Origin of the sequence: Ornithinimicrobium sufpigmenti (genome assembly GCF_004322775.1) — a bacterium.
GTDB lineage: Bacteria > Actinomycetota > Actinomycetes > Actinomycetales > Dermatophilaceae > Ornithinicoccus > Ornithinicoccus sufpigmenti.
Window position 1 is genome coordinate 3,835,226 of the sequence record NZ_CP036403.1, and the last position, 22,254, is coordinate 3,857,479.

The window sequence follows — 22,254 nt, forward strand, 5'->3', positions numbered from 1 at the left end:
CCCGGTTAGGGTCGCTGGCGTGACCCTGTTCGTGCACCGTGGCCGCAGCACCGACGTGCTGGCCGACGGCCTGGCCGAGCTCCTCGCGGACCCGCTGGAGGACCCGTTCGCCGAGGAGGTCGTCGCGGTGCCGACGCGCGGGGTCGAGCGGTGGCTGGCGCAGCGGCTCTCGCACCGGCTCGGCGCGGGTGACGGTGACGACGGCGTGTGCGCGGGGGTGCGCTTCCTCACGCCGCACTCCCTGGTCGCGATGGTCCTCGGGATCGAGCGCGACGACCCCTGGCACCCCGACCAGCTGGCCTGGCCGCTGCTGCGGGTGATCGACGCAAGCCTCGGCGAGCCCTGGGCGGCCACGCTCGCCACCCACCTCGGCCACGGCCTGACCGGCGTGGAGCGTGAGCTGCGCAACGGCCGGAGGTATGCCGTCGCCCGTCGCCTCGCCGGTCTCTACGCCGACTACGCCGCCCAGCGGCCCACGATGCTGGCCGACTGGCGTGACGGCGGCGCCGGGGACGGGCACGGCGGGCAGCTCGACGAGGACCTGGCCTGGCAGCCCGAGCTGTGGCGCCGCGTCGTGGACCACGTGGGCGGCGAGACCCCCGACGAGCGGTCGGCCCGGGTCGTGCGCCTGCTGCGCGAGGAGGGTGCCGGAGCGCTCGGTCCCCTCGGTGACCGGCGGAATGGCGAGCTGGTCCTGCCGGGCCGACTCTCGCTCTTCGGGCACACCCGCATCGCCCGGTCCGAGGTCGAGGTCGTGGCGGCGCTCGGGGAGCACCTCGACGTCCACCTGTGGCTGCCACAGGCCTCGCCCGCGGCGTGGGACCGTCTCGCCCCCGTCGCTGCCGAAGGGCCGATCCCCCGCGCGGAGGACGACAGCGCGCTGCTCGTGCGGCACCCGCTCCTGGCCAGCCTGGGCCGGGACGCGCGCGAGCTGCAGCGGACCCTCGCCACCGCCGGCGGGCAGGAGCGGGTGGTCGACGGCGGAGATGGCGGGGCGCGAGGCGACGCGAGGCAGACGGAGGACGGCGACGCGTCGGGCGCGGCGCGGGAGGGCCGGGTGAGGCCTGAGGAGGACAGGAGCGGGCCGCATACCCTCCTGCACCTGCTGCAGTCCGACCTCGCCGCCGACCACGTGCCCGACGAGGCGGAGCGCGCGGCGCGGCGGGTCCCGATCGACGACCGGAGCGTGCAGGTGCACGCCTGCCACGGCCAGTCGCGGCAGGTCGAGGTGCTGCGCGACGTGCTGGCGCAGCTGCTGGAGCACGACCCGACCCTCGAGCCGCGGGACGTGCTGGTCATGTGCCCGGACATCGACGCGTACGCCCCGCTCGTGCACGCCGGCTTCGGGCTCGGTGAGGTGGTGCGCGAGGAGCCTGCCCATCCCGCGCACGGGCTGCGGGTGCGGCTGGCCGACCGTGCCCCGGTGCAGACCAACCCGCTGCTGGGCCTGGCCACGCGGCTGCTGGAGCTGGCGGGCGGCCGCGTCACCGCCAGCGAGGTGCTCGACCTGGCGCGGACGGCACCGGTGCGGCACCGCTTCGGGTTCGACGACGACGACCTGGAGCGGCTGGGCGACTGGGTCGAGTCGACCGCCGTGCGGTGGGGCCTGGACGCCGAGCACCGGGCCAGCTACCAGCTGCCCCACCTGACCCAGAACACCTGGCAGGTCGCCCTGGACCGGCTGCTCGTCGGGGCGGCCGTCGACGGCGAGGACACCGACCACCTGGGCCGGACCCTGGCGCTGGACGACCTCGACAGCGGCGACCTGGACCTGGCGGGCCGGCTGGCCGAGCTCGTCGACCGGCTGGCGCACACGGTGCGGGGGCTGCGCACGGCCGACACCGTCGTCGAGTGGGTCAAGCTGCTCAAGGAGGGGGTGTTCGGGCTGGCGGACACGGCATACCGCGACGCCTGGCAGCTGGCCCAGCTTGAACGCGAGCTGGACCGGCTGCAGGCGGCCGCCACGCGAGAGGGCGCGGCAGGTGGACGCGGCGGGCGCGGCTCGGCCCGGGACGAGGGCGCCAGGTCGACCCAGGACTCCGGGCGCGGCGGCGCCGTCTCCCTCTCGCTGTCCGACGTGCACGCGCTGCTGGCCGAGCAGGCCGCGGGCCGGGCCACCCGCGCCAACTTCCGCACCGGCACGCTCACCGTCTGCACGATGGTGCCGATGCGCTCGGTGCCGCACCGGGTCGTGGCGCTCGTCGGCCTCGACGACGGCGTCTACCCCCGCTCGACCACTCCCGACGGTGACGACGCCTTGGCCCGGCGCCCGGTCACCGGCGAGCGCGACCTGCGCGGGGAGGACCGGCAGCTGCTCCTGGACGCGGTGATGTCCGCCGGGGAGACCCTGGTCATCACCTACACCGGCTTCGACGAGCACTCGGGCCAGGAGCGGCCGCCGGCGGTGCCGCTCGGCGAGCTGGTCGACGCGGTGCGCCGCACTGCCTCCGGCGAGGGCGTGGACCGCGTGCTCACGGAGCACCCGCTGCAGCCGTTCGACGCCCGCAATCTGGGCGGCGACCACGTCCCCCACCTGGACGGCCGGGTCGCGCTGCTCCCGGACGGCGCGCCGTTCAGTTTCGACCCGGCCGCGCTGGCCGGCGCCCGTGCAGCGGTCGAGGAGCGCACCGGCCCGGAGCCCGTCGCCCGCCACCGCCTGGCCCCGAGGGACCCCGACGCCGACGTCGACCTCGGCGAGCTGATCCGCTTCTTCGACAACCCGGCCCGCGCCTTCCTGCGCTCCCGGCTCGGTCTGGTCCTGCCCGAGGTCCCGGAGGTGCGCGGCGAGGGCATCCCCATCGAGCTGGACGGGCTGGCCACCTGGGCCGTCGGTGACCGCATCCTGGCGGCCGTGCTCAGCGGCCGCGACCCCGTCGCCACCTTCGACGCCGAGCACTGGCGCGGCGAGCTCCCGCCGTTCGAGCTCGGCACCCGGGCCCTGAACGACATCACCCGCAACGTGCAGGCCCTCTGCGAGGCGACCTGGCGCACGACCGGGCTCGGCGGGCTCGGGCAACCCCTGCCGCGTGAGGCCCTCGACGTCGACCTCACCCTGCCCAACGGCCGCCGCCTCGTCGGCACCGTGCCGGGGGTGGTCGGTCAGCGGGCGCTCGAGGTCACCTACTCCACCGTCGGCGCCAAGCAGCGGCTGCGCTCGTGGATCACCTCGCTCGCCCTCGCGGCCGCGCTCGGCGCGGAGGCCACCAGCCACGTGATCGGTCGCTACCGCTGGGGCCGCAGCAAGGGCTACGTCCTGGCCACGCACGGCCCCCACCAGCCGCAGGACGCCCTCGACCTGCTCGAGCAGCTCGTCGACCTGCGTGACCGCGGGCTGTGCGAGCCGTTACCCCTCTCCCCCAAGACCTCGCTGCGGTGGGCCCAGGCCTGGCTGTCCGGCCCCGGCGACCAGGCCGCCGCGACCATGGACGCCGACCGCGAGTGGAAGACCAACGACACCTTCGAGAACGCCTTCCCCAAGGAGCAGGACGACCCCAGCGTCCGCTACGTCCACGGCGACTCCGTGCCGCTCACCGCGGTCCTCGGCGTCCCGGACGACGACGAGCGCTGGACCCCCGGTGTCGACTCACGCCTGGGCCAGCTCGCGCTGCGCGTGTGGGCGCCGGTGCTGCGCGGGGCCGAGAGGTTGGAGCGGGTATGACGATGCGCCAGTTCTCCATCACCGACCCGTTGCCGCAGGGCACCGTGCTGCTCGAAGCGAGCGCCGGCACCGGCAAGACGTGGACCATCGCGGCCCTGGTCACCCGCTACGTCGCCGAGGGCGTCGCGACCCTGCCCGAGATGCTGGTCGTCACCTTCGGCCGGGCCGCGTCCCAGGAGCTGCGTGCCCGGGTCCGCGAGCAGCTGGACGCCGCAGAACGGGCCTTGGCCGACCCACCCCCCGAGGAGGAGCGCGACGAGCTGCTCGGCCTGCTCCTCGACGGTGACCCGGACGAGGTGGCGGCCCGCCGGACCCGGCTGCGGGCAGCCCTGTCCAACCTCGACGCGGCCACCATCGCCACCACGCACCAGTTCTGCCAGCAGGTGCTGCGCAGCCTCGGCGTCGCCGGCACCACCGATGCGTCCGCGACCCTCGTCGAGGACCTGGACGACCTGCTGGTCGAGGTGGTCGACGACATCTACCTGCGCGGGTTCATGAAGGACGAGTCGCCGCCCCTGTTCTCCCGGGGCGACGCGCTGAAGATCGCCCGCCGCGTCATCGACGACACCCACGCCGAGCTGCGCCCGACGATCGCCGAGCGGGGCAGCGCGCCCGACCGGCGGGTCCGCTTCGCCAGGGCCGTCCGCGAGGAGATGGACGTGCGCAAGCGGCGGCTGCAGGTCATGCATTACAACGACCTGCTCAGCCAGCTGGCCGATGCGTTGGAGGAGGAGCGCTCCCCCGCCCGGGCCCGCATGCGGGCGCGGTGGCGGGTGGTGCTCGTCGACGAGTTCCAGGACACCGACCCGGTCCAGTGGCAGGTGCTGGACCGGGCCTTCTCCGGGCACGCGCACGCGATGGTGCTCATCGGTGACCCCAAGCAGGCGATCTACGCCTTCCGCGGCGGCGACGTCGTGACCTACCTGCAGGCCGCGGCGACGGCGGTCGACCAGCGCACCCTGCCCCGCAACTACCGCTCCGACCCCGGCGTCGTCGACGCCCTCGGCAGGCTGCTCGGCGGTGCCCAGCTCGGCGACGAGCAGATCGCGGTCCACCCGGTGACCGCCCACCACTCCGCCGCCCGGCTCGCCGGGGCCCCGAGCGCCGCGCCCGTCCGGGTCCGGCAGGTACTGCTCAAGGAGCACCTGGACGGCGACAGCCGGATGGGCGCGGTGCGGCCCTTCATCGCCCGCGACCTGGCCCAGGACGTCGCCGCGCTGCTGGCCTCGGGCGCCACCTTCGACGGCCGCCCGGTCCAGGCCCGCGACATCGCGGTCATCGCGCACAAGGGCAAGGACCTGGCCGAGGCGCAGCGCGCCCTGCACCAGCTCGGCATACCGGCCGTCAGCACCGGCGGCTCGACCGTGCTGCACAGCCAGGCCGCGCACGACTGGCTGGCGCTGCTGGAGGCGATGGTGGCGCCGCACCGCTCGTTGCTCACGCGCGCGGCGGCGCTCACCGACCTGCTCGGGTATGCCGTGCCGCAGCTCGACGCGGGTGGCGCGGACCTCGACGACGAGCTCGCCCAGCGCTGCCGCGAGCTGGCCCACGTCTACGCCCGGCAGGGGGTGGCTGCCGTGCTGGAGCTACTCACCGTGGCCGGACTGCCCTCGCGGGTGCTGGGCCGGGTGGGCGGCGAGCGCCTGCTCACCGACCTGCGGCACGTGGCGCAGCTGCTGCACGAGGTCGGCCGGCACGACCAGCTGGGGCTGGTCGCGCTGCTGGAGTGGCTCCGTGCCGGCATGGCCGAGGACGCGCCGCAGTCCGCGGGCGCGCGGACCCGGCGGCTGGACAGCGACGCCGCGGCGGTGCAGCTGGTGACGATCCATGGGAGCAAGGGCCTGCAGTACCCCGTCGTCTATCTCCCGACGCTCACCGACCGCTGGGTCAGCGACGTACCCGACATCCCTCTCTTCCACGAGGAGCCGCCCGCCCGGACCCGCTGCCTCGACGTCGGCGGCGCGAGCGGCAACCCTGGCTGGGACGCCTCCGTGCGGGCCCACAAGGACGAGGACTCCGGGGAGTCGCTGCGGCTGCTCTACGTGGCGATGACCCGGGCGCAGTCGCAGGTCGTCACCTGGTGGGCCCCGTGCAGCAACGCCGCCAACTCCGCCCTGCACCGGGTGCTCTTCGGACGGACCCCTGACGAGGGGCCGGTGCCCGACCGGGTCGCGGTGCCGCGCCGCGACGACCAGGCCGGTGAGCGCCTGCGGCAGTGGGCCGGCGAGGGGGCCTTCGTGCTGGAGCTGGCCGACCCCGCGGCCGAGGTGCCCGAGGTGCCGGTGCCGCCGGTGCCCGAGCTGCGGCTGGCCAGCTGGACGCGGCAGATCGACACCGGCTGGCGGCGCACCTCCTACACCGCGCTGTCCACCCCCCAGGACGAGCAGCTTGCGGGGGTCGGCAGCGAGCCCGAGGTCGTGCCCCGCGAGGACGAGCCGGACACCGTCGACCCGGTCGTCGAGGGCACCCCCGCGCTCCCGGGGCTGGAGGCGGCGGTGCCGGGTGCCGAGGTGCCCTCGCCGATGGCCGAGCTGCCGGTCGGGGCGACGTTCGGGTCGCTGGTGCACGGGGTGCTGGAGCACGCCGACCCCCAGGCCGACGACCTGCACGCCGAGCTGCTCGAGCACATCGGCGAGCAGAAGGTGCTCTGGCCCGTCGACCTCGGGGAGGGCGGGGAGGAGTCCTTGGCGGACGCGCTCGTCGCGGTCTGCGAGACCCCGCTCGGGCCGCTCGCCGGCAATGCGACCCTGCGCGACATCGGCCGCGTCAACCGGCTGACCGAGCTGGACTTCGAGCTGCCGCTGGGCGGTGGCGACCTGCGACGCCCCACCCCCCGACCGGGGACACGCCTCGCCGCTGACCGGGGACACGGTTTGCCGCTTACCGGGGACACGGCATACCCCCCGGCCGTGCTGGGCGACCTGGTGCCGCTGCTGCGCGCCCACCTGCGCCCGGGAGACCCTGTCCGCGGCTGGGCCGACGTGCTTGAGGGCAACCCCGAGCTGGGCGGGCAGGAGCTGCGCGGCTACCTGACCGGGTCGGTCGACGTGGTGCTGCGCACCGGCGGGCGCTACCTCGTCGTGGACTACAAGACCAACTGGCTGGGGCGGCCGGAGGAGCCGCTGACCGCGGCGGACTACCGGCCGGAGAAGCTCGACGAGGCGATGGGGCACAGCTCCTACCCGCTGCAGGCGCTGCTGTATGCCGTCGTCGCGCACCGGTTCCTGCGGTGGCGGCTGCGGGGTTACAACCCGGCGAAGCACCTCGGCGGGGTGCTCTACCTCTACCTGCGCGGGATGTGCGGGCCGGCGACGCCGGTCGTCGACGGGCACCCGTGCGGGGTCTTCTCCTGGCGGCCGCCGGTGGAGCTGGTGACGGGCGTCTCGGACCTGCTCGACGGCCGTCGCGCGGCGGGTGCGGCATGAGCGGCATGAGGAGGGTGGACCGGTGATCGTGGAGACGTTCGAGCCGGTGGGTGACTTCGACGCGCGTCTGGTGCGGTCCGACCGGGACGGGGTGCTGGGGCGGTTCAACGCTGCCGGGGTGATCACCGCGGCCGACGTCCACATGGCGCGCACCCTGGCTCGGATCACGCGGGAGCAGGACGAGTCGGCAGTGCTCGCCGTGGCGCTGGCCTCCCGCGGGGTGCGGTCGGGGTCGGTGGCGATCGACCTGACCGACCTCGCGGTCGACGGCGCGGGGGCCCTGCCCGGCCTGCCATGGCCGGAGCCGGAGGACTGGATGGTGGCTGTCGAAGGCAGCAAGCTCGTGGCGCAGGGCGCGCTGGTCGTGGACCAGGGGCTGGTCTACCTGCAGCGCTACCACCACCAGGAGGTCCAGGTGGTGCAGGACCTGCAGGCCCGCGCCGCCCTGGAGCCGCCGGCGGTCGACGAGGCGGTGCTCGCGGTCGGGCTGCAGCGGATCTTCCCCGGCGGGGGGTATGCCGAGCAGCGCGCCGCGGCCGAGGTGGTCACCCGATCCCGCACGAGCGTGCTCACCGGCGGGCCAGGCACCGGCAAGACGACCACCGTCGCCGGCGTGCTGGCGCTGCTGGCCGAGCAGGCCGCCGCGGCGGGCGCCCGGCCGCTGCGGGTCGGGCTGGCCGCGCCCACCGGGAAGGCAGCGGCCCGGGTCAAGGCAGCCCTCGACGGGGCGATGGCCGGGATCCTGGAGCGCACCCCCGACCCGGGGACCAGGGCGGTCGTCGAGCCGCTGGCCGGGGTCGAGGCGATGACCCTGCACCGGCTGCTCGGGTGGCGGCCGGACAGCCGCACCCGGTTCCGGCACCACCGGTCCAACCGGCTCCCGCACGACGTCGTGCTCGTGGACGAGGCCTCGATGGTGTCGCTGACGCACATGGCTCGGCTGCTGGAGGCCCTGCGGCCGACAGCGCGGCTCATCCTCGTCGGCGACGCCGACCAGCTGGTCTCCGTCGACGCCGGGGCGGTCCTGGCCGACCTCGTGGCGGGCGCGGCCGCGCCCTCCTCACCGGTGGCGGTGGCCCGGCTGCGCACCGTGCACCGGTTCGGCGCCACGATCGGCGCCCTGGCCGAGGCGCTGCGACAGGGCGACGCGGACGCCGTCATCGCCGCGCTGTCCTCCGGCAGCCCCGAGGTCGAGTGGGTGGGGGACGACGAACCGGACCACACGGCATACCTGCGCCCGGTGCTCACCCGGCACGCCCGCGCGGTGCTCGACGCCGCCCGGCGCGGCGACGGCGAGGCCGCGCTGGCGGCGCTGGGCGAACACCGGCTGCTGTGCGCGCACCGCGCCGGGCCGCACGGCGTGCGCACCTGGAACCAGCTGGTCGAGGTGTGGCTCGGCGAGGAGACGGGGATGACGTTCTACGAGCCGATGTACCTCGGGCGCCCCCTGCTCGTCACCGCCAACGACTACGCCACCGGCGTGCTCAACGGCGACACCGGTGTGGTGGTCGCCTCGACGCGACCGGACGGCACTCCGGTGCGGATGGCGGTGATCGAAGGGCCGGCGGGTGCGCAGCGGTTCGCGCCGAGCCGGCTCGGGGACGTCGAGACGATGCACGCGATGACGATCCACAAGGCGCAGGGCAGCCAGGCCCGGGAGATCACCGTGCTGCTGCCGGAGTCGGACAGCGCGCTGCTGACGCGCGAGCTGTTCTACACGGCGGTGACGCGCGCCCAGGAGCGGGTGCGGGTCGTGGGGTCCGCGGCTGTCGTGCGGGCCGCCGTCGAGCGGCGGGTGGTCAGGGCGAGCGGGCTGCGGGGGCGGTTGGCGGCGCTGTCTGACTAGAACGCGTCAGGTCGGCTCGACGTCCAGCCTGGACGTACATCTACAGCCGGTGGCGCTCGAGGAGTTCTCCCTCCACAACCGCCTGGAGCGCGTGCCCGAAGGTGTCGAGATCGAGACAGCGCGACAGATCATCGGGGGCCACGCCCGGGTAGACGTGGTCCGCGCCTCGTTCGACGCACTCGAGGCCAGCAGAGGACGATCAGCGCTGCCGACACCAGGTGGGCGCCGCGGGTCCCGTGGCCGGTGGCCTGGATGACCGTGCGCCCCGACAGGTCGGCCCTGGCGATGACGACCGCGACGTCCACCTGACCGGGGTCCGGCGCACCCGGCTGCCCCAGGTCCTCGACGTGGCACCGCATCAGTTCAACCCGTCGAGTGTAGGAAGTCGAGCATCGGCTTCGCCTGCTTCACTTGCGGATCCCAGCTGGCCGTCGTCGCGGCGCCACTTCCCTGCCCTTTTCGTGCTGACGCTCCCCTTCTTCCGTGCGAGAAGCAGGGAAAGAGCACGTAAGCGCAGATGGCCCTGCGAGGAAAAGGTGAGCGCCCGGTCGTACCTGCCCCTGCAAGGTACGACCGGGCGCTCCGGGCCGACCCGGGTGTCCCTTCCCGGGTCGGCCTACTGGGGGTAGTCACCGTCACGCGTCCCTTCGTGTTGGTGCCCCAGTCGCAGCTCCTGCTCAGGTGTCAACCCTGTGCCGGGAGCGAGTTCGAGTGCTGTGTTCTGTTGTCGGACTGCACATCTCGCGTCGGGCTAACAGCGTTAGGCCCCTCGGCATTCCGCTCATCCTGTCGGCGTCACGTCGTCGCGAGCCCCTGGGCCGGGGTGACGCGGGCGGCGCGGCGGGCCGGCAGGACGCTGGCCAGCAGGCCTGCGAGGAGCGCCAGAGCCAGGATCAGGCCCAGGCGCGCCCACGGGATCCCGAGGCGCACGTCGGTGCCCTCCGGCAGGACGGTCTGGACACCGAGCCAGGCGTAGAGCAGACCCAGCCCCAGCCCGATCAGCGCGCTGACGACGGCCAGCAGCACGCCCTCGGTGAGCAGCATCGAGCGCATCTGGCCCCGGGTCAGGCCCAGGCCGCGCAGCAGTGCGTGCTCCCGCCGGCGCTCGACCACCGACAGCGACAGGGTGTTGGCGATCCCGACGACGGCGATGACGACGGCCACGCCCAGCAAGGCGGTGGTGACCAGCACCAGCACGTCGAGCGTCTGGGTGATGACGGCGCGGTCCACAGCGGAGCCCCCGTAGGACAGGGAGTCCTCGCCGAGATCCTCGATGCCGGTGAGCAGTGCCGGGAGGTCGGCGTCGTCGGCGGCGCGGATCAGCAGGGTGCCGTCCCCGACCTGGTCCCCGCCCAGGAGCGGCAGGTCCTGCGCGTGCACAGCCACGTCATAGCCGAGACCGACCTCGACGACCGTCATCTCCTGGCTGCCGCCGGCGCCGCTGACGTCGAGGCGGTCACCGACCTCGAGCCCGTACATCGACTGCAGACCTTCGCTCAGGCCCACGGTCCCCGGCTTCAGGTTCGCCAGCTGCTCGGCGCTGCGGAAGACGTTGCCGTGCTGCTCGTCCAGACCGAGCGCCTGGGTCGACCAGTCCTGATCACCGAGGGTGAGCTCGGTCGTGGGCACCAGCGCGGTGTCGGCGACACCCTCCAGCGCCCGCACCCGGCTCTCGATCCCGGGCGGGATCTGTGCGGGCACCGGCTGGTCGTCCTCGTCCGTGCCGGCCGAGGCGGAAAGGGCCAGGTCCACGGTGTAGGCGTCGTCGATCTCGCCCAGGGCGGTGCGCTCGCCCGTGGCCGCCCCGATGGTGGTCATCGTGATGAGGGTGACCCCGACGAGCAGCGCCGCCGAGGTTGCGGCGGCCCGGCCCGGGTTGCGCACGGCGTTGTCGACCGCCAGCCGCCCGGGCACGCCGGTGCGGCGTGCCACCACCCCGAGGGCGCGGACGGCGAGCGGCACGATGACGACCGCGGCGAGCAGCACCCCCGCGAAGGACAGCAGGCCCCCGGCCACGCCCGCGAGCATGTCCCGGTTCGTGGCGGCATACAGCATGGCGGCCAGACCCGCCCCGACGAGCAGCACCGCGAGGCCGATCCGGACCCATCCGGCACGCCGTCCCGGCCGGACCGGGTCGGTGGGGCGTAGGGCGGCCAGCGGCGAGACGCGGGTGGCCCGGGTGGCCGGGTGCAGGCTGGCCAGCACGGTGACCCCCGTGCCGACCGCCAGCGGCAGCATGACGGCGAGCGTCGTGACCGCCAGACCGGAGCCGAGCGGGATGCCGAGCTCGAGGGTCCGCGCGAAGGCCAACAGGCCCCACGCCGTGCCGAGGCCGACGAGCACCCCGACCGCGGAGGCGAGCATGCCCAGCAGCAGCGCCTCGAGCAGCACCATCCGGCGGATCTGCGCCTTGGCCGCGCCGACGCAGCGCAGCAGCGCCAGCTCGCTGGTGCGCTGGGCCAGCGTGATGGTGAAGGTGTTGGCGATGACGATCGCGGCGGTGGCCAGGGCCACGGCCCCGAAGCCGAGCAGGATGGCGCCCAGCACAGCGGTCTCGCCCGTGAGCTGGGCGACCCGCGCCTCGGCCGCCTCCGGGCCGGTGCGCACCTCGGCATCCGGCACGGCCGTGGCCAGGGCGGTCCGCACGGCGTCCTGGTCGGCACCCTCGGCCAGCTCGACCTGCGCGGAGGCGTAGCCCAGCCACGGGTCCAGCTCGCGCAGCGTGGCGTCGGTGGCCATGAACCCCTCGCCGAAGCTGAGCTGGCTCAGCTCGCCGGGGTCGATGATGCCCACCACGGTCGCCTCGATGGCGTTGACGGTGCCGTCCTCGTTCTCGAGGCCGGTCACGGTCAGGGTGTCCCCGACCGCCACCCCGTTGTCGGCGGCCAGCGGGTTGACGGCGATCTCGCCGGTGGCGGTGGGGATCGCGCCCTGCAGGAGGGTGGCGCCGGCCGTCGGGACCGAGACGCCGGCGAAGAAGTCGGAGCCGTGCTCGGCATACGTCGAGGCATCGCCAGTGATCCGGCCGACACCGTCGACGGCCGCGACGGCGTCGAACTGCTCGGTGGTGAGCCACGAGTACTGGATCTCCACGACGAGGTCAGCGTCGCGGAGCCCCGCGGCGACGCCGTCCTCCAGACCACGTTGGGCGGTGGCGACGAGGATCAGGCTCGTGGCCAGGAAGGCGGTGCCGATGATGATGGCGACGGCGGCCGAGATCAGCCGACGGCCCCGGGCGGCGAGACCCGCCGTCATCCAGGCCGCGGAGGCGCGGTGGCCACCCCGGGAGGTGGCGGGCGAGGAGCGACGCGGTGCGGCGCCCGTCGGTCCGGTGCCGGTCGCGGCACCCTGCGGGATGGTGGAGGTCGGCATCACGCACGCCCCAGCCCGCGCACGGCCTCGATGACGGCGTCGACGTCGGGGTCGAGCAGCTCACCGGCGATCTGACCGTCGGCGAGCAGCAGCACCCGGTCGGCGACCGCGGCGGCGTTCGGGTCGTGGGTGACCATGACAACCGTCTGGCCCCACTCGTCGACCGAGCGGCGCAGCAGCGCGAGCACCTCGGCCCCGGTGGCGGAGTCCAGGGCACCGGTCGGCTCATCGGCGAAGATCACCTCCGGGCGGGTGACCAGCGCACGCGCCAGCGCGACCCGCTGCTGCTGTCCGCCGGACAGCTCGCCGGGCCGGTGCCCGAGGCGCCGCGTGAGGCCCAGGCCGTCGACGACGAGCTGCTCCCAGGCGGGGTCGACGCCGCGGCCGGCCAGGTCCAGCGGGAGGCGGATGTTCTGGCGCGCGGTGAGGGTGGGCAGCAGGTTGAACGCCTGGAAGACGAAGCCGACGGCGCGGCGACGCACCTTGGTCAGCTGCGCGTCCGAGAGCGAGGTCAGCTCGGTGTCCCCGAGGAAGACCCGGCCGCTGGAGGGGCTGTCCAGTCCCGCGAGCAGGTGCATGAGCGTGGACTTGCCGGAACCGCTGGGTCCCATGATGGCGGTGAACTGCTGCGCCTCGATGCCCACGGACACCCCGTCGAGGGCCTTCACCGCGGTCTCCCCGCCGCCGTAGGTCTTGGTCAGGTCCAGGGCGCTGGCCGCCAGGGTGGCCGCAGGTCGCGGCTCGGTCGTTGTCGTCATGGGTGAAACCGTAGGTCGGCCCGTACGCACCGGACGTCCGTCACCGGTCGTGACCTGGGTCGTCGTCCCTACGACCTGGGTATGACGTGCGCCCGGTCAGTTTCCACCCACCGTCGGCGCGGCGGTCACCGCGGGCTGCGTCGCGGTCACCGAGTGCTGTGTCGATGCACGCCCGGGCGCCGCATCTCGTGCATCACCGCGTCACTCGGTGGGCCCAGAGACTCCGGCATCTTCAGCGGCCTCGACGGCCGGGGCTGCGGTGGTGAACTTCAGCCCCGCCGCGCAGCCGATGATGCCGGCCAGGAAGAGCACCTTGAGCGGGGTGAGCGGCTCGGCGCCCGTCACCGCTGCCCAGGCCACGGTGAGGACGGCGCCCAGGCCGGTCCACACCGCATACGCCGTGCCGATCGGGATCGAGCGCATGGCCTGGGCCAGGCCCACGAGACTGAGCACGCAGAAGATGAGGAAGACCGTAGTCGGGACGGGGCGGGTCAGGCCCTCGGAAGCGCCGAGCGCGGTGGCCCAGACCGCCTCGAGCACGGCGCTGAAGAGCAGGATCCCCCACGCCATGTCAGGCCACCGCCTTCAGGCCGACGACGCAGGACACGATGCCGAGCAGCAGCAGGATGCGCACGAGGGTGGCCGGCTCGGTGCCGCGCAGCATCGCCCAGAGGACGGTGAGGCTGGCGCCGGTGGCGGTCCAGACGGCATACGCGGTGCCGGTGGGGATGGTCTCCATCGCGACCGCCAGGCCCCACATGCTGATGACGGCGGCGACGGCGAAGACGAGGGTGGGCAGCGGGCGGCGCAGGCCGCGGGAGGCGCCGAGCGCGGTGGCCCAGACCGCCTCGAGCACGCCGGAGGCGATGAGGATGACCCAGTCCATGGCGGGTTCACTCCTGACGAAGGTCGACGAAAGGGGTGGCCAGTCTTGTCCTCACCGGGTACTGAACCGTCGTCCGGGGCGCTGAGGCGCCACCGTCCAGGGTAGCAACGTTGCGCCTTCGCCCGGTCGATGGAAGTCCGGTCGCACAACGTGCGCCTGAGAGGGTCCTCCGCCCCTGACCTTGAGCCGCTGAGCGTGTGGTCCCGGCACAAGCGCTCGGTCGGTGCAAAGGGTGCGCTCGGTCGGTGCAAACGGTGCGCTCGGTCGGGAAGGGTGGGTCACTCGGGGCGGCCGACGAGCCCCGTCTCGTAGGCGGTGATCACCATGTGCACGCGGTCGCGCAGACCCAGCTTGTGCAGCACCCGGCCGATGTGGGTCTTGACCGTCGCCTCGGCCAGGAACAGCTCGGCGGCGATCTCGCTGTTGGTCAGTCCGCGGCCGACCGCCTCGAGCACCTCACGCTCCCGGTCGGTCAGCGGCGCCAGCCGGGCGGTCGCGGCACGGCGCTGCGCCGCGGCGGCGTTCTCCTCGCCGGCATCGGGCAGGTCAGGCACGAACCGCTCCAGCATCCGCCGCGTCGTCGACGGGGCCATCGCGGCGTCGCCGGCGTGCACCGCCCGGATCGCCGAGAGCAGCTCGGCCGGGCCGGCGTCCTTGAGCAGGAAGCCGGAGGCGCCGGCCTTGAGCGCGGCATAGACGTACTCGTCCAGGTCGAACGTCGTCAGCACCAGCACCCGCGCCGGGTCGTCGCGCTCCTGCAGCCGTCGGGTCGCCTGGACCCCGTCCAGGCGGGGCATCCGGATGTCCATGAGCACCACGTCCGGCCGCGTCGCCTCGATGGCGTCGAGCGCGGCGGCACCGTCGCCCGCCTCCCCGACCACGGTCATGTCGGCCTGCGCGTCGAGGACCATCCGGAAGCCGGCACGCACCAGCTCCTGGTCGTCGACGAGGAAGAGCCGGATGGGGCCATCGCCGGGCGCTGCGGTCACTGCGGTCCTCCTGGGGTGGGCACGTCAGCCGAGGGTATGCCGCTCACCTGCACCTGTGCCGGCAGCGTGGCCACCACCTCCCAACCGCCGCGCGGCCGGGGACCGGTCTGGACGCTGCCGCCCAGCACCTCCACCCGCTCGGCCATCCCGAGGATGCCGTTGCCCTCACCGTCGGAGTCGGGATCGAGGCCCAACCCGTCGTCGGTGACGCGCACCAGCAGCACCGCAGGCGTCCGGAGCACGTCCACGTCGATGACGGCGTCGGGACCGGCGTGCTTGAGCGCGTTGGTCAGCGACTCCTGCACGACCCGGTAGGCCGCCAGGTCGACCTCGCGCGGCAGGTCGTCGATCCGTCCGCGCACCGCGACGTGCACCTCACGACCCGAGTCCCGGACCCGCTGGGCCAGGTCGTCGAGGTACTCCAGCCCCTGCAGCGGCGTGTACTCAGCCCCGGCACCCTCGTCGCGCAGGACGCCGACGAGCTTGCGGGTCTCGGCCAGGGAGGCCCGCGCGGTCTGCGCCAGGGTCTCCAGGGTCGTCGCGGCCCGCTCCAGCGCGGCCCGGTCCGCCGCGATCGCGGGCGGCTGCCCCAGGGCGGTGCGCGCGGCATACAGACCGCCGTCGGCCTGCACCACCACGACCGCCAGGCTGTGCGCGACCACGTCGTGCATCTCGCGGGCGATCGAGGCACGCTCGCCCTGGGCCGCCAGCTGGGTGCGCTGGGCCTGGTCGCGGGCCAGCGCGCGGTTCTGCTGCTCGAGCCTGGCGACCACGTCCTTGCGGCGGCGCACCACGTCGCCGAGCACCCAGGCCACCGCCACCACCATCGCGATGAAGAAGGCGTTGAAGGCGGCGTAGAGCAGGTCCGAGCGCCAGTCCATCCCGGGGTAGAAGTAGGACCAGTCCAGCGCTGCGACGCCCGCCCCGACGATCCCCAGCAGGAGGACGCCACGGGACTGGGCTCGGGTGCCGAAGACGGCGGCGCTGTAGACGGCGACCGGCACGGCGATGTTGCCGAAGTTGGGACCGTCCAGAACCACCACCTGCAGCAGGCAGGCTGCGGCGACGCCGAGGGCCGCCACCAGCGGGGCCCTGCGCCGCATCACCAACGGCAGGAACAGCAGCACGCCGATGAGCGTGTAGTCGGTGCCCACGCCGCCGCTGAAGAGCAGGTTGAGCAGGATCAAACCCCCTACCAGCAGGAGGTCGGGGACGAGGCTGCGCAGCGACAGCGGCTGGTCACCGCCCAGCTCCGCGGCCCAGGTCCCCGCCTTCTCGGCCCAACTCCCGGCGTTCTTGCTCCACGTCTGCGCAGCGTCGCTCCACGCCCGGGGGCGGCTCGGTCTCGTCCTTTGATCCACGTCCTCGACCCTAGGCCTGCCCCTGGGCACCGGGCGTCAGGCCACGGGCGTGAGCGGGTGGGCGGGCGTCATACCCGGGTATGACGCTCCACCCGGGCACAGCTCGTGCTCGAGCCGTGCCGCCGGACCGCTCGGGGGAGCGGTCCCTGCTCGTAGAGTCGGTCGGTATGGACGCATCTGGACAGGGCGCCTCGGACGAGCAGATCGGTGAGCAGCGCGCGCTGGCGGCGCTGGAGCGGGCGGGGCTGGCGCATGACGTGACGCGGCACGGGAGGGTCGGCAGCCTGGAGGAGGCGGCTCGGGTGCGGGGCGTGCAGCCGCGGGACATCGTCAAGACGCTGGTCGTGCGGCGGGCGGAGGGTGACTACCTCTTCGTGCTGGTGCCGGGCGACCGGGAGATCTCGTGGCCCAAGCTGCGGGCGCTGCTCGGCGTCAACCGGCTCTCGATGCCGGACGCGGCGACGGCGCGGGAGGCGACCGGCTACGAGCGGGGGACGATCACACCGTTCGGGTCCACGACCGCGTGGCCGGTGGTCGCCGACGCCTCGCTGGTCGAGGAGCCGGGGCGCCTGATCTCGCTGGGGGCCGGTGCCCACGGGGTGGCCGTCAACGTCGACGCCACCGCCGCCCTGGAGCATCTCGAGGCGCAGGTCGCGGACGTCACCGAGCCGATCGACTGAGGGCGCACGGTCCCTCACCTCGACGGGTGCTCGGCCAGCCACTTCTGCGTGGCCCGGGCTGCGACGCGGCCCGCCCGGTTGGCGCCGATCGTCGAGGCGGACGGGCCGTAGCCGACCAGGTTGACCCGGTGGTCCAGCGCGGCGGTCGTGTAGGTGTGCCGGTCGAACGGCGCGAGCAGCTGGATCCCGCCGTGCGGACTGCGCAGCCCGAGCGGGCCCAGATGATCCACGCTCTGCCGAAAACCCGTCGCCCAGACGATCGCGTCCACCTGCTCCACCGTCCCGTCGGCCCAGCGCACCCCGCGCGGTTCGACCCGCTCGAACATCGGCCGCCGCTCGTAGGCGCCCAGCTGCCGTGCCCGCTCCTCCTGCGGCCGCAGGATGAGCCCCGTGACGTCCACGACGCTGCGCGGCGGCAGCCCCTGTGCCACCCGCTCCTCCACCAGGGCGACCGCCTTCCGGCCCGCGTCGAGGGTGAACTCGGAGGTACGCCATACCGGCTCCCTCCGGGTGACCCAGACCGTCTCCGCGACCGGGGCCAGCTCGCCCAGGATCTGCACGGCCGACGCGCCACCGCCCACGACCACCACCCGCTGACCGGCGAAGTCGTCCGGGCCGGTCCACTGCACGGTATGCAGCTGACGTCCTTCGAACTCGCCCATCCCCGGGTAGGAGGGGACGAACGGGCTGTCCCAGGTGCCGGTGGCGTTGACGACCGTGCGGGTGAGCCGGTCCCCGTCCTCGGCCCGTACCCGCAGCAGCCCGGCAGGGTCGTCGTCGACGGGCTCGACCGCGGTGACCACGACCGGCCGCTCGACCGGCAGCCCGTGGCGCTGCTCGTAGTCGGCGAAGTAGCCGGGCACGACCTCGTTGGCCCGCGCCCGCTCGTCGTGCCCGGGCAGCTCCTCCCCCGGCAGGTCCGAGACCCCGTGGACGTCCGACATCGTCAGCGTGTCCCACCGGTGCTGCCACGCGCCGCCCGCGGTCTCGTTGGCGTCGAGCACCACGAACGGGTCGACCCCCAACCGCGTGAGGTGGTATGCCGTGGACAGGCCCGCCTGACCGGCGCCGATCACGATGCTGTCGTAGGTCTGCACCTCAGGTCCAACGTGAGATGGCCGGCCTGACTTCCGTCCCTGCTGCGCCGGGTCGTGTGGTCAGGCTACGGTGACGGCAGGTCGCGCTGACCTGGTCGCGCCGGCTTGGTCGGGCGATCCCCTCACGCGAAGGAGCGCGCATGGAAGCCATCGAACCAGCCTACGGAGCCGGGGTGCTGCTGCTCATCGCGGCCGCAGCCGTGGCTCTCCTGCTCTTCCTCATCATGAAGGTCAAGCTGCACGCCTTCATCGCCCTGGTCCTGGTGAGCGTGCTGACCGCCGTCGCGGCCGGGATCCCGCTGGGTGACGTGCCCGGGGCCCTGATGAGCGGCTTCAGCACCACGCTGGGGTCGGTGGCCCTGCTGGTCGCCTTCGGCGTGATGCTCGGGCGGCTGCTGGAGCACACCGGTGGGGCGCAGGTGCTCGCCGACACCCTCATCAACCGGTTTGGGGAGAAGCGAGCCCCGCTGGCCCTCGGGGTGGCGGCCCTCATCTTCGGCTTCCCGATCTTCTTCGACGCCGGTCTGGTCGTCTTCCTGCCGATCATCTTCACCGTCGCCCGACGGTTCGGCGGGTCCGTCCTCAAGTACGGCCTGCCCACCGCCGGTGCGTTCGCGGCGATGCACGCCATCGTGCCGCCCCACCCCGGACCGGTCGCGGCGGCCGACCTCATGGAGGGCAACATCGGGATCACCCTGCTGCTGGGCGTCCCGGTCGCGATCGTCGGGTGGTTCATCGGCGCCCACCTCGTGTCCCAGTGGCTGGGCAACCGCTTCCACGTCTCCGTCCCCGACCTGCTCTTCGGCAAGGAGAACGGCGGCGTGGACGCGGACGCCGACGACGAGGCCGAGCGCCGCGGGGTGCGCAAGGAAGCGCCGCCTTTCGGGACGGTGCTGCTGATCCTGCTCCTGCCCTTCCTGCTCATCGCCCTGAACACCGGCGTCAGCACCCTGCAGACGGACGGCGTGGTCGCGGAGGACGCCGTGTGGGCCGACTTCCTGGTGCTCATCGGCCAGACCTCGGTCGCGCTGCTGATCACCGTGATCGTGGCGCTGATCCTGCTGGCCCCCGGCCGCTTCAGCATGTCCAAGGCCAGCGGACTGTTCGACGACGCGCTCGGCTCGATCGCCGCCATCATCCTCATCACCGGTGCCGGTGGCATGTTCGGCGGGGTGCTGCGGGCCAGCGGCATCGGCCAGGCCCTGACCGAGTCGCTGGGCGATCTGGGTCTGCCGCTGATCGTGCAGGCCTTCCTCATCGCGACCGCGCTGCGCGTGGCGCAGGGCTCGGCCACGGTGGCGATCACCACGACCGCCGGGCTGATCTCGGCCTCCGTCATCGCGGAGGGACTGGGCGACGTCCACGTCGCCCTGCTGGTGTTCGCGATCGCAGCCGGCGCCACCGTCCTGTCGCACGTCAACGACTCCGGCTTCTGGCTGGTCGGGCGGTTCTTCGGGATGGACGTGAAGACGACGCTGAAGACGTGGACCGTCCTGGAGACGACGCTGGGTGTGGCGATCTTCCTCATCGCCGCGCTGTTGTGGGTGGTGCTGTGACGACCACGCCACGCACACCCACCCCGCGCCACGTCGTGGTCATGGGTGTCTCCGGCACCGGCAAGTCGACCGTGGCCGACGCCATCGCGGACCACCTGCCCGGGATGCTCGTCGAGGGAGACTCCTTCCATCCCCAGGCGAACATCGACAAGATGGCCGCCGGAGAGCCCCTCGACGACGACGACCGCCGACCCTGGCTGAAGTCGCTCTCGGCGGAGATCGCCCGGCTCGACGTCGAGGGCCAGACCGGCGTCATCGCCTGCTCCAGCCTGAAGCGGATCTACCGCGACTGGCTGCGCGAAGGCGTCGAGGAGCTGTTCTTCGTCCACCTGCACACCGACTACGAGGTCCTGGACCAGCGCATGTCGGAGCGGAAGGGCCACTTCATGCCGCCCTCCCTGCTGAAGTCCCAGTTCGAGACCCTCGAGCCACTGCAGGACGACGAGCTCGGCGTGAAGATCGACGTCCGGAACCCGCCTTACGAGGTGGTCGTACGCTCCCTCGCGGCCCTGGCCTCGGTCGGCCTGCAGCCTCAGACGCAGGGCGAACGGGACATCGGGCCGACCTGGCGCCCCTGACCGCCCCCATCCCCATCCCCTCCCCATCCCGACAGAACACGTGGAAGGGCCCTTCAGAACACGCGGTAAGGCCCTACAGAACACGTAGGAAGGCGCAACAGAACACGTAGAAGAGCCCTTCAGAACACGCGACCGGGCTCAGGAAGCAAGCTGCACGTGTTCTGTGGGGCTCTTCGGCGTGTCCTGATCAGCCCTTTGGCGTGTCCTGATCGGCCTTATCGCGTGTCCTGATCCGCCCTCTCCCGTGTCCTGTGGGGCCCTCTTGCGTGTCCTGTGGGGCCCTTTGACGTGTCCTGTCAGTGGAGGGGGCCGGTGGCTGACTCGGCGGCGGCGCGGACGCGGCCGTCGAGGACGAGGTCCACGGTCGTCTCGATCTCCGGGGACAGGTGGCGGTCCGGGCCGGGGCCGGCGACTCCGTTCTCGCGCAGCAACGTCACCACGGCTCCGGTCGCGGCTGCCGGGGTCAGCGGGGCGCGCAGGTCGAGCGCTCGGGCGGCGGTGAGGACCTCGACGGCCAGCACGCGAGCCAGCCCGTCCACGGCGCGGCGCAGCTTGCGTGCGGCGCCCCACCCCATACTCACGTGATCCTCCTGCATGGCCGAGGACGGGATCGAGTCCACGCTGGCCGGGGTGGCCAGGCGCTTGAGCTCGGAGACGATGGCGGCCTGGGTGTACTGCGCGATCATCAGCCCGCTGTCGGTGCCGGGGTCGTCGGCGAGGAAGGGCGGCAGGCCGTGGTTGCGGGCGACGTCGAGGAAGCGGTCGGTGCGCCGCTCGGAGATGCCCGCGACGTCCGCCACCACCACCGCGAGGAAGTCGAGGACGTGGGCGACGGGGGCGCCGTGGAAGTTGCCGTTGGACTCGACCCGGCCATCGAGGGTGACGACCGGGTTGTCGATGGCGGAGGCCAGCTCGCGGGAGGCGACGAGGCGGGCGTGGTCGCAGGTGTCGCGGGCAGAGCCGTGGACCTGCGGGGAGCAGCGCAGGGAATAGGCGTCCTGGACCCGGGTGCAGGCGGTCGGGTCACGGTGGCTGTCACGGATCGGGCTGCCAGCCATCACGGCGCGGAGGTTGGCGGCACTGGCGCCCTGCCCGGGGTGGGGTCGTAGCTCCTGCAGGTCGGCGGCGAAGACGTCGTCCGTGCCGAGCTGACCCTCCACGCTCATCGCAGCCGCGACGTCGGCCGTGGCGAGCAGGGTGTCGAGGTCGTGCAGCGCGAGCAGCAGCATGCCGAGCATCCCGTCGGTGCCGTTGATCAGCGCCAGCCCTTCCTTCTCGGCCAGCTCGACGGGGGCGATCCCGGCGCTGGCCAGGGCCTCCGCGGCCGGCAGCAGCCCCGGCTCCTGCTCTGCCCAGTCGTCGGCGCCCGCCGGGGCGCCGACACGGACCGTCCCCTCCCCCATCACCGCGAGCGCGCAGTGGGCCAGCGGGGCGAGGTCGCCCGAGCAGCCGAGCGAGCCGTGCTCGCGGACGACAGGGGTGATCCCCGCGTTCAGCAGGTCGGCGTACGCCTGGGCGGTCTCCACGCGGACCCCGGTCCGCCCGGTCGCGAGGGTCGACAGGCGCAACAGCATCAGGGCCCGGACGACCTCCCGCTCGACCTCCGAGCCGGAGCCGGCGGCGTGGCTGCGGATCAGACTGCGCTGCAGCTGGGCGCGCTTCTCGAGCGGGATGCTGGTCGTCGCCAGCGCCCCGAACCCCGTCGAGATCCCGTAGTGCGCCTCGGTGTCGTCGGCGAGACCGTCGATGATGCGGCGGGTCTGCCCGATCGCCTCCAGCGCGGCCACGGACAGGCGCACGCGCGCACCGTGTCGCGCCACCGCGACGACCTCGAGCGGGCTCAGCGGGCCGACGTCGATGACGACCTCGGTGGGCATGCCTGACAGGGGAAGACGGCTCATGGCCACATTCCACCGCACCCGCCCCGGGCGTGGCACCCCCTCCCCCGTGCGGCCGTCTCGGATGCCAGACGGATTTCCGAGGTATGCCGTGGGCAGCGGCCGACGCATCTTCGTCGTGGACCACGGGGCAGGAGCCGTCCATCGGCA

The 22,254-nt window shown here is 73.5% G+C and carries 14 protein-coding genes and 1 riboswitch; of the genes, 6 read left to right on the forward strand and 8 right to left on the reverse strand.

Annotated elements, in window-relative coordinates:
* Window positions 1-19 precede the first annotated feature (19 nt).
* From ESZ52_RS17625 to recD, 3 genes are read left to right on the forward strand one after another with little or no spacing between them, the layout of a single operon-like run.
* Window positions 20-3,658 (forward strand): exodeoxyribonuclease V subunit gamma, encoded by a 3,639-nt coding sequence (locus tag ESZ52_RS17625; RefSeq protein ID WP_131106078.1) that lies wholly within the window; start codon window positions 20-22, stop codon window positions 3,656-3,658.
* Window positions 3,655-7,083 (forward strand): UvrD-helicase domain-containing protein, encoded by a 3,429-nt coding sequence (locus ESZ52_RS17630; protein WP_131106079.1) that lies wholly within the window; start codon window positions 3,655-3,657, stop codon window positions 7,081-7,083. The genes ESZ52_RS17625 and ESZ52_RS17630 overlap by 4 nt, the downstream gene beginning before the upstream one ends.
* Window positions 7,084-7,105: 22 nt before the next feature.
* Entirely contained in the window at window positions 7,106-8,929 is a 1,824-nt protein-coding gene (gene recD, locus ESZ52_RS17635; protein WP_202865373.1) for an exodeoxyribonuclease V subunit alpha, read from the forward strand.
* Between the two features lie 795 nt (window positions 8,930-9,724).
* Here recD and ESZ52_RS17640 read toward each other — a convergent pair.
* From ESZ52_RS17640 to ESZ52_RS17665, 6 genes are all read right to left on the reverse strand, one after another.
* Complete coding sequence (locus ESZ52_RS17640) at window positions 9,725-12,301, reverse strand: FtsX-like permease family protein (protein ID WP_131106080.1); 2,577 nt, start codon at window positions 12,299-12,301, stop codon at window positions 9,725-9,727.
* The gene (locus ESZ52_RS17645) at window positions 12,301-13,059 is read right to left on the reverse strand and encodes an ABC transporter ATP-binding protein (RefSeq protein ID WP_131106081.1); all 759 of its coding nucleotides are present in this window, start codon (window positions 13,057-13,059) and stop codon (window positions 12,301-12,303) included. Before ESZ52_RS17645 ends, ESZ52_RS17640 begins: the two co-directional genes overlap by 1 nt.
* 201 nt (window positions 13,060-13,260) lie before the next feature.
* Window positions 13,261-13,629, reverse strand: a complete 369-nt coding sequence (locus tag ESZ52_RS17650; RefSeq protein ID WP_131106082.1) for a DMT family transporter — start codon at window positions 13,627-13,629, stop codon at window positions 13,261-13,263.
* Window position 13,630: 1 nt separating this feature from the next.
* Window positions 13,631-13,945 (reverse strand): DMT family transporter, encoded by a 315-nt coding sequence (locus tag ESZ52_RS17655; RefSeq protein ID WP_131106083.1) that lies wholly within the window; start codon window positions 13,943-13,945, stop codon window positions 13,631-13,633.
* A 34-nt stretch (window positions 13,946-13,979) separates the two neighbouring features.
* A riboswitch (guanidine-III (ykkC-III) riboswitch) is annotated at window positions 13,980-14,041 on the reverse strand.
* A 182-nt stretch (window positions 14,042-14,223) separates the two neighbouring features.
* Window positions 14,224-14,856, reverse strand: a complete 633-nt coding sequence (locus tag ESZ52_RS17660; protein WP_131106726.1) for a response regulator — start codon at window positions 14,854-14,856, stop codon at window positions 14,224-14,226.
* A 74-nt stretch (window positions 14,857-14,930) separates the two neighbouring features.
* A complete protein-coding gene (locus tag ESZ52_RS17665; RefSeq protein ID WP_131106084.1) occupies window positions 14,931-16,295 on the reverse strand; it encodes a sensor histidine kinase in 1,365 nt (454 codons plus the stop codon).
* 167 nt (window positions 16,296-16,462) lie between these two features.
* On the opposite strand from ESZ52_RS17665, the gene ESZ52_RS17670 reads away from it, so the two are divergent.
* Window positions 16,463-16,975 carry an aminoacyl-tRNA deacylase gene (locus ESZ52_RS17670; RefSeq protein ID WP_425600026.1) on the forward strand — a complete coding sequence of 171 codons (513 nt, stop codon included), beginning with the start codon at window positions 16,463-16,465 and terminating at the stop codon, window positions 16,973-16,975.
* A gap of 14 nt (window positions 16,976-16,989) precedes the next feature.
* Here the strand turns inward: ESZ52_RS17670 and ESZ52_RS17675 are convergent, their stop codons facing one another.
* On the reverse strand, window positions 16,990-18,072 hold the full coding sequence (locus ESZ52_RS17675) for an NAD(P)-binding domain-containing protein (protein ID WP_131106085.1): 1,083 nt from the start codon (window positions 18,070-18,072) through the stop codon (window positions 16,990-16,992).
* A gap of 140 nt (window positions 18,073-18,212) precedes the next feature.
* On the opposite strand from ESZ52_RS17675, the gene ESZ52_RS17680 reads away from it, so the two are divergent.
* Both ESZ52_RS17680 and ESZ52_RS17685 read left to right on the forward strand, forming a co-directional pair.
* A complete protein-coding gene (locus ESZ52_RS17680; RefSeq protein ID WP_131106086.1) occupies window positions 18,213-19,628 on the forward strand; it encodes a GntP family permease in 1,416 nt (471 codons plus the stop codon).
* Window positions 19,625-20,206, forward strand: a complete 582-nt coding sequence (locus ESZ52_RS17685) for a gluconokinase (protein ID WP_238154367.1) — start codon at window positions 19,625-19,627, stop codon at window positions 20,204-20,206. The genes ESZ52_RS17680 and ESZ52_RS17685 overlap by 4 nt, the downstream gene beginning before the upstream one ends.
* Window positions 20,207-20,502: 296 nt before the next feature.
* Here ESZ52_RS17685 and hutH read toward each other — a convergent pair whose 3' ends face one another.
* The gene (hutH, locus tag ESZ52_RS17690; RefSeq protein ID WP_131106087.1) at window positions 20,503-22,083 is read right to left on the reverse strand and encodes a histidine ammonia-lyase; all 1,581 of its coding nucleotides are present in this window, start codon (window positions 22,081-22,083) and stop codon (window positions 20,503-20,505) included.
* Window positions 22,084-22,254 lie beyond the last annotated feature (171 nt).